Annotated in this window: 1 rRNA gene; it reads right to left on the reverse strand. The window is 53.1% G+C overall.

The annotated features are described in order from the left end of the window. Nucleotides 1-28: 28 nt before the first annotated feature. A 23S ribosomal RNA gene (locus AC19YS_RS32015) occupies nt 29-1,388 on the reverse strand; the annotation flags it as partial.

Below are 1,388 nucleotides of genomic sequence, written 5' to 3' on the forward strand. Positions count from 1 at the left end.
CAGAGCATGCAAATTGCTTGGGTGTTATATGGTCAAGCCTCACGGGCAATTAGTATTGGTTAGCTCAACGCCTCACAGCGCTTACACACCCAACCTATCAACGTCGTAGTCTTCGACGGCCCTTCAGGGAACTCAAGGTTCCAGTGAGATCTCATCTTGAGGCTAGTTTCCCGCTTAGATGCTTTCAGCGGTTATCTATTCCGAACATAGCTACCCGGCAATGCCACTGGCGTGACAACCGGAACACCAGAGGTTCGTCCACTCCGGTCCTCTCGTACTAGGAGCAGCCCCTCTCAAATCTCAAACGTCCACGGCAGATAGGGACCGAACTGTCTCACGACGTTCTAAACCCAGCTCGCGTACCACTTTAAATGGCGAACAGCCATACCCTTGGGACCGGCTTCAGCCCCAGGATGTGATGAGCCGACATCGAGGTGCCAAACACCGCCGTCGATATGAACTCTTGGGCGGTATCAGCCTGTTATCCCCGGAGTACCTTTTATCCGTTGAGCGATGGCCCTTCCATACAGAACCACCGGATCACTAAGACCTACTTTCGTACCTGCTCGACGTGTCTGTCTCGCAGTCAAGCGCGCTTTTGCCTTTATACTCTACGACCGATTTCCGACCGGTCTGAGCGCACCTTCGTACTCCTCCGTTACTCTTTAGGAGGAGACCGCCCCAGTCAAACTACCCACCATACACTGTCCTCGATCCGGATAACGGACCTGAGTTAGAACCTCAAAGTTGCCAGGGTGGTATTTCAAGGTTGGCTCCACGCAGACTGGCGTCCACGCTTCAAAGCCTCCCACCTATCCTACACAAGCAAATTCAAAGTCCAGTGCAAAGCTATAGTAAAGGTTCACGGGGTCTTTCCGTCTAGCCGCGGATACACTGCATCTTCACAGCGATTTCAATTTCACTGAGTCTCGGGTGGAGACAGCGCCGCCATCGTTACGCCATTCGTGCAGGTCGGAACTTACCCGACAAGGAATTTCGCTACCTTAGGACCGTTATAGTTACGGCCGCCGTTTACCGGGGCTTCGATCAAGAGCTTCGCGTTAGCTAACCCCATCAATTAACCTTCCGGCACCGGGCAGGCGTCACACCCTATACGTCCACTTTCGTGTTTGCAGAGTGCTGTGTTTTTAATAAACAGTCGCAGCGGCCTGGTATCTTCGACCGGCATGAGCTTACGGAGCAAGTCCTTCACCCTCACCGGCGCACCTTCTCCCGAAGTTACGGTGCCATTTTGCCTAGTTCCTTCACCCGAGTTCTCTCAAGCGCCTTGGTATTCTCTACCCAACCACCTGTGTCGGTTTGGGGTACGGTTCCTGGTTACCTGAAGCTTAGAAGCTTTTCTTGGAAGCATGGCATCAACCACTTCG

The sequence above is a fragment of the Pseudomonas sp. MF08831 genome, assembly GCF_059862645.1.